We start from the raw sequence: 7098 nt of genomic DNA, 5'->3' as shown, positions 1-7098 counted from the left end.
GGGGTTTGAGGGCCAATAATGTAAAAAACCACGATAAGGATATTAATTTATTGTTTTTATTTGTTTTTATTTTTTTATGTCAGAGACATTTAAGGCCCTGTCATTCGATAATAGGCTTAGAGCCTATTCCAATAGGAGTTTATTCCACACAATAAGCCCACAGGCGAAATGCAACATACCTTGGTAGTTCTTGGGTTTTTTCTCCCGGCAGGTCAACAAACGACGATATCGATTGTAACCGAACGGCGAACTAGCGTTGTGTGATTAAAGTAATGTAATAAGCTGGCGGATATTAACTGAAGCTGTTTTCGGCGTAGGGTAATGGGTTTGAGGGCCAATAGGGCGAAAACCTACTAAGAAGGGCAATCTGCGATGTAAATTGGCTGGTTAATTTTTGGCTATTTAAAATGATTGCTTAACGGCGTTTCTGTCTGGTAACAGCAGCGCATTACTGCGCCGCCGTCCCCTAAGAACCGAACATGAGAGTCGCCCCTCATCCGGCTCAAGCCGTTCAACAGCACCATGGTCTGGTACCGGGCAATCAATCAGCGTCTATCGCAGCTCGACGTCGGGCGAAGTAAGACGACCACGCAGGATCAAAGGGATTGGCCAAACCGCGTATTTTGACGTGCCGAACTATTGGAGTCGTCGTTGCGCGAAAAAGCCGCAGTCGTTGAACTACACCGCCGACTTTGGTTTGCGCGCAAATACCCAGTTTTGGTCCCCTCTGCGTGGAAATACTTCTGTCTTACCCAGCTTGGGCCTTTATTGGGATGCCGACGCATGGCCCATGTCCATAAGAGACGCCAAATTTGAGCATCTAATCGCTTCCAGCTACTCGACACCGCCGAAATTTCCGGCTCCATAAAATAGTGGATGGGCTGAAAGCAGTCTCATAGGGTAAAAAGCAAGACTCTGGGGCTAAACGCGTAGACGCTATATTATTGTCAATAAATCCTGGGCATCAATCATTGTAAGCATCGATGCCCTCTGAGCGGGATATAATCCGAGATAAAATGTTCAACCAGTCTAAAACCCCCGGAATATCCCAATATCCAAGAGATATTCCAGTGCCGAAAAACCATACATCATCACTTTAACCTGGGTTACAAGCCGGAACGGAACCCGCCAAAATGCCTAGAAGCTGTACTTGGCACCCAGCATGGCTGCCGTGTCACTGTAACCTTTGTTACCCACCTGCTGGCCAACATTGCCCCACAGACTCACTTGTTTGTTGAGTTGACCTTCAACACCCACTTTCAATTCTGCAATATTCGCCGCACCGGCTTGCTTCACGCTAACACCATCCATAATGGTTCCAACGTCCTGAGTATTATGGACCCAGTTCGCTTCAACAAACGGCTGGAATACCCGATCCTTGCCTTTGTCCTGGTCACTGTAACCGTTCATAAAGGCTTTCATCCCCAGACGTGTCTGGATATTGTCATTCCCTTCACCGGATACACGGGTGCCGTTGGCTTCCGTATGGTCATCGGTTTTCACCCCCATCCAGGTCACCTGTGCTTTCGGCTGAATAAAGTACGTGGCATTCTTCGCCGCATTTTCACCGACTTTGAAGGTATAACCACTCTCAACCGACGCTGTCCCTCCCTTGGATTTGTACTCTTCACTCGCCAACTCCTGACCCGTGACCGTGTTGTTGAACCAACTGTACTGAACCCAGCTGTCCACATACAGACCTGACTTATCGGCCTCGTTGGCATACCAAGTACCGTAGACACCGGTACTGTAACCGTCTACCGTCCCTTTGGCATTGTAACCAGACACACTGGACACCGTGGTACTCTTGCTGTTGCCATAACCGGCCATCAACCCTAGATGGAAACGGTTCACCCCGTTATGACTCCACTGGGCAATGTCGCCCCCCAGTTGCACGACATAACGGTTCGCCTGTGTGCTCAACTGACCGTGGTCATCACGGAAACGGTTATGACCGCCTTCGTTACGCAGCCACAGGCTGGTGACTTTTTGCTCGCCCGTCAGTGCATCAATGTACTGGGTCTCCCCTAGACGATCATGCAGACGGGTAACAAACATATTGTTGGTTGCCGCCAGGTTGGCAGAATAAGCGCCCATTTCTGGTCGTTCAACAGGTTGGTTTGGACCAGGATTAGGACCAGGATCAGGATCAGGATCAGGATCAGGATTAGGGCCTATGTGATAATTGAACAAATACCAGTTCTTATAATTTGTTCCCTGACCCCGCTCTAACTGGTATTCATAAGCACCAGCAACGATACGCCCAGACTGAATAAATTCGCCGTTTGATGCACCTTGGACTTGTATCACTTCAATACCGTTGACTGTCTGTGCGCCCATCCCCCCTGCATTGTTAATTTTTACGCGGCTACTGCCTGAAGTATCCCCCTCTACCACTAACTTATCGGTATCCGACGGGTCCCCCCCAAGTACCGTAGACATGTAGAGTGTGCCATTATTACCGATATAGTCTCCCGTAATGGTTAACTGACTGTTGTCACCGAAATAGACCCCACCCGAGTTCACCAGACTGGCTATCGTCTGGTGAAAACTGTTTAGGCCCAGAACACCGGGTGCATCAACAATATAATTTGAATTGGGACTAAAGGTGTTTTCCGCCCCTGCATATAAATTACCTGCAATAATATGGGTTATGCCTGAATAGGTGTTGAGTCCGGTAAAAGTGGTACTCCCCTGGTAAATATCAACTTTTCCTGCCCCACTGATAACCGGAGAGAACAGGTAATTTGAGCTGGTGTGGTTAAAACTCAACGTACCGCTCCCAGAGCCAAAGGTAACCGTTGGCGTCTCAATAAAACCGGCCGTAGAGTCTCCCCCAGTACCGATACTCAACAAGCCTACAGCGTTTATGCCACTGGCGATAACCATACCCGTGGCTGACGATACCGTGCCATTATTTGCAACATACAGCGAGCCATCGACTGCGTTGGCGCTGGTCCCTAGCCCAATATTTAATAAGCTGACCATCGACCAGAGGGAGCCTTGCCCAGACACCAGAGCAACACTTTTTCCTTCCGGATTGAGTTGAGCAATATTATTTGTAAAGGTGGGGTGAGTAGCGATCAGTTTCGCACCGTCTAGCACCATTAAGGACCCATTGCCGAATGTACCCACTGAGACAGTGGTCGCCTCAATAGTAGACCCGGCACCGGAAAGATAAACACTGCCGTTGCTATTCCTCGATAATGAAGTATTGCCTTGACCTCCCCCAATACGCAAAACTGACGCAATCTTGACGGTGCCTCCGTCCGTTACATACAGTTCACCGTAGCCTAGGTGACCTACATTTATCCCCGGTGCAATACCAATAGTTGATACGGAATTATTAATCAGTGAGGAGCCGGGGCCACGCACAATAACCACACCTGAGCTCGTGGCACTGTCTCCTATCGTGAGTGGTTTTGTCGCACTGCTGTTAGCTATAGTAACGTTACCGCCGTTTTCGATAATCAATGTCCCGAGACCCGCGGCATTACTCGTAATCAACGAGTTGGTATTCAGGCTTGTACCATCGCCAGTGACGGTTAATGAGCCCGACTGGCTCCCGCCAATGAGCACTGCTGATGTGCCAACCAGGTTGGTATCTACCACAGCGCCATTTCCAATCGTCAATGAGGCAGGGTTATTCACCCCAACCGTAACTTGCCCCTGACTCGTTGACGTATTAATGACATTACCCAGGTCATCGAAAACAATAGGTGCTGACAATCCAGCATTAGAAAATAAAGACAGCGAACTCAAACCTAATATTAGTAATGTAGATATCGTTTTCTGTTGAGGCTTTTTCTCTTTCATCATATCAATGCCTTCTAAATTTTATTAATCGCTTGGTGAATGCTTAATCAGTTGACGTAACAGCGAACAAATATGCTCAAATGGCCAGCGTCGTCCACGCCCTGGAGGTAATGATTTCAATCCTTCCAGACCGTAAAGCGTAAACCAATTAACCCAGCGTCCCAACGATGAGCGCGCGCAGCAAAGCGTTTTGGCAACATCACTGAGCGAGTCACCACGGTGAAGCCTCAGCATAGCAGATGGCTGCTGATTTTATGACCGATAAACAGACACAGAACTACGGGCGTTACGCTGCAGAGCCAAACGAGATTCAACTGGCACGGTATTTTCATCTTGATGAGCGAGACCTTACTTTTATCAACCTGCGTAGGGGCAGGCATAACCGGTTAGGAATTGCCCTTCAACTCACAACCGCCCGCTTTCTGGGAACCTTCTTGCCCGATCTCATTCAAATACCGCCCGGTGTCCAGTTTTATGTCGCAAGGCAACTTAACATCCACTATCCAGAGATCATCTCCCGCTATGCTCAAAGGGAAAACACACGTTGGGAGCACCACGGGCTTATCAGGCAGCACTACAGCTATCATGATTTCGGTGATTTCCCGTGGTCGTTCAGACTGAAGCGATTGCTGTATACCCGTGCATGGCTCAGTAATGAACGTCCCGGACTGATGTTCGATTTTGCCACCGCGTGGTTGCTTCAAAATAAAGTGTTGTTGCCAGCCGCATCCACCCTGACGAGGGTCATTGGTGAAATCCGTGAGCGTGCGACCCGCCGCCTGTGGCGAAAATTGGCTGCGCTGCCAAACCGTTGGCAGACCGCACAACTGGCTGGGTTACTTGAAATCCCCGAAGGACAGCGACTCTCAGTGATGGAGTACCTAAAAAGAGGCCCTGTCACTATCAGCGGCCCCGCGTTCACTGAAGCACTTGAACGTTACACTCGCCTGCGCAGCCTGGAATTTTCCTGCGTGAATTTCACTGGGCTGCCTGCCATACAGCTCCGCAACCTGGCACGCTATGCCGGAATGGCATCGGTGAAATATATCAGCAGAATGCCAGAAGAACGGCGGCTGGCTATCCTCACCGCATTTGTGAAAGCGCAAGAAATCTCGGCGCTGGACGAGGCCGTTGACGTGCTGGATATGCTGATCCTCAATATTACCCGGGAGGCGAAGAAAACCGGGCAAAAAAAGCGACTTAGGACGCTCAAGGATCTTGACCGCGCGGCGTTGCTGCTGGCTCGGGCATGTGCACTTTTACTTGATGAAGATACTGGCGATGATTTGCTGAGAAAGACCATATTCAGCAGTGTACCTGTCGCCAGACTGGCAGAGTCCGTGGAAAAAGTGAATGAATTGGCCCGCCCCTAGGATACAAACTTTCAGGATGAAATGGTGGAACAGTACGGACGGGTAAGGCGTTTTTTGCCCGCACTACTGCGCGATCTGCACTTCCGGGCGGCCCCAGACGGTGAACATACCCTGGCTGCCATCCATTACCTGGCAGAGCTAAACGGCTCGAAAAAACGGATCCTGGACGATGCACCTGAACATATCATTTCAGGCCCTTGGAAACGCCTGGTGTACGATGCTGAAGGTCGGATACAGCGAGCTGGTTACTCGTTGTGTCTGCTGGAGCGGCTTCAGGATGCGCTACGCCGTCGTGACATCTGGTTGGAAAACAGCGATCGTTGGGGTGATCCGCGCCAAAAACTTCTTCAGGGGGAGGAATGGCAGGCGCAGCGGGTTCCAGTGTGCCGGGCATTGGGTCACCCCACCAATGGCAGTAAAGCATCGGAGCAATTGGCAGCACGGTTAGATGAAACCTGGAAAACGGTGGCATCACGTTTTGACTGCAATACCGCCGTGGGCATCTGCAATGAAGGTAAACATCCTTCGTTGACCATCAGCAGTCTGGATAAATTGGATGAGCCACCGGCGCTGATACGACTGAGCAGCCGAGTCAGACAATTGCTCCCACCCGTTGACCTGACAGAACTGTTGCTCGAGATTGACGCCAGAACGGGCCTCACCCGAGAATTCAGCCATGTCAGCGAGTCAGGTGCCCGTGCGCAGGATCTACATATAAGCCTATGTGCGGTGCTGCTGGCTGAGGCCTGCAATATCGGACATGAGCCGCTGATCAAGCACAATATCCCTGCACTGACCCGCCATCGCCTGAGCTGGGTGAAACAGAACTACATCCGAGCAGAAACGCTGGTCAGCGCCAATGCGCGGCTGGTTGATTTTCAGTCCTCGTTAGCGTTGGCAGGATACTGGGGTGGCTGTGAGGTAGCCTCCGCTGATGGTATGCGTTTTGTCACGCCAGTGAAAACGGTGAATTCTGGCCCCAACAGAAAATACTTTGGTTCAGGGCGCGGCATCACCTGGTACAACTTCGTCTCTGACCAATATTCGGGTTTTCATGGCATAGTGATCCCTGGAACGCTGCGGGATTCCATCTTTGTGCTGGAAGGGCTACTTGAGCAACAAACGGGACTAAACCCGGTTGAAATCATGACGGACACAGCAGGTACCAGTGACATTATCTTTGGCCTGTTCTGGCTACTGGGATACCAATTTTCACCTCGTCTGGCAGATGCTGGTGAGGCGGTGTTCTGGCGGGCCGACAAAGCAGCGAACTACGGGGCGTTGGACGAACTGGCGCGGGGTTGTGTTGACCTTTCTAAAATCGAAAGCCACTGGGATGAGATGATGCGGGTTGCCGGTTCGCTGAAGCTGGGCACTATTCATGCGTCAGAACTCATTCGATCTCTATTGAGAAGTACCCGACCGTCAGGGCTTGCTCAGGCAATAATGGAGGTCGGAAGAGTTAACAAGACACTGTATCTTCTCAACTATATTGATGATGAGGACTATCGCCGCAGGATCCTAACACAGCTGAACCGGGGCGAAGGTCGACATGCCGTGGCAAGAGCCATCTGCTACGGTCAGCGTGGTGAGATCAGAAAACGTTACCGCGAAGGGCAGGAAGATCAGTTGGGTGCGCTGGGTCTGGTGACAAACGCAGTGGTGCTGTGGAATACGCTTTATATGCAGGAAGCTTTGTCGCACTTGCGCAGCACTGGGGAAGGGCCAGAGGATGAACATATCGCGCGGCTTTCGCCTCTGATGCACGGTCATATCAACATGCTGGGACATTATACGTTCACACTACCGGAGGATATTATGAAGGGGGAGTTGAGGCCGTTAAATCTCAATATAAACAATGAATTGTCTCCTTAGCGTGGTTTTTTACATCATTGGACCTCAAACCCCA

Annotated in this window: 2 protein-coding genes and 3 pseudogenes; 1 reads left to right on the top strand and 4 read right to left on the bottom strand. The window is 50.5% G+C overall.

What is annotated here, in order from left to right:
* Positions 1–123: 123 nt before the first annotated feature.
* From ACQ4OC_RS19185 to ACQ4OC_RS19170, 4 genes and pseudogenes are all read right to left on the bottom strand, one after another.
* Positions 124–234: pseudogene (locus ACQ4OC_RS19185) on the bottom strand (IS5/IS1182 family transposase); the annotation flags it as partial.
* Positions 235–596: 362 nt separating this feature from the next.
* The gene (locus ACQ4OC_RS19180; protein WP_430971527.1) at positions 597–866 is read right to left on the bottom strand and encodes a group II intron maturase-specific domain-containing protein; all 270 of its coding nucleotides are present in this window, start codon (positions 864–866) and stop codon (positions 597–599) included.
* Positions 867–1137: 271 nt separating this feature from the next.
* On the bottom strand, positions 1138–3612 hold the full coding sequence (locus ACQ4OC_RS19175; RefSeq protein WP_430971526.1) for an autotransporter outer membrane beta-barrel domain-containing protein: 2475 nt from the start codon (positions 3610–3612) through the stop codon (positions 1138–1140).
* A 231-nt stretch (positions 3613–3843) separates the two neighbouring features.
* Positions 3844–4056 (bottom strand): annotated as a pseudogene (locus tag ACQ4OC_RS19170) (helix-turn-helix domain-containing protein); the annotation flags it as partial.
* On the opposite strand from ACQ4OC_RS19170, the pseudogene ACQ4OC_RS19165 reads away from it, so the two are divergent.
* Positions 4056–7064, top strand: a pseudogene (locus ACQ4OC_RS19165) (Tn3 family transposase). The pseudogenes ACQ4OC_RS19170 and ACQ4OC_RS19165 sit on opposite strands and share 1 nt — an antisense overlap.
* Positions 7065–7098: the final 34 nt, after the last annotated feature.

It is taken from the genome of Yersinia sp. J1, from assembly GCF_050586585.1.
GTDB lineage: Bacteria > Pseudomonadota > Gammaproteobacteria > Enterobacterales > Enterobacteriaceae > Yersinia > Yersinia entomophaga.
This window is presented reverse-complemented; position numbering and strand designations above follow the sequence as displayed.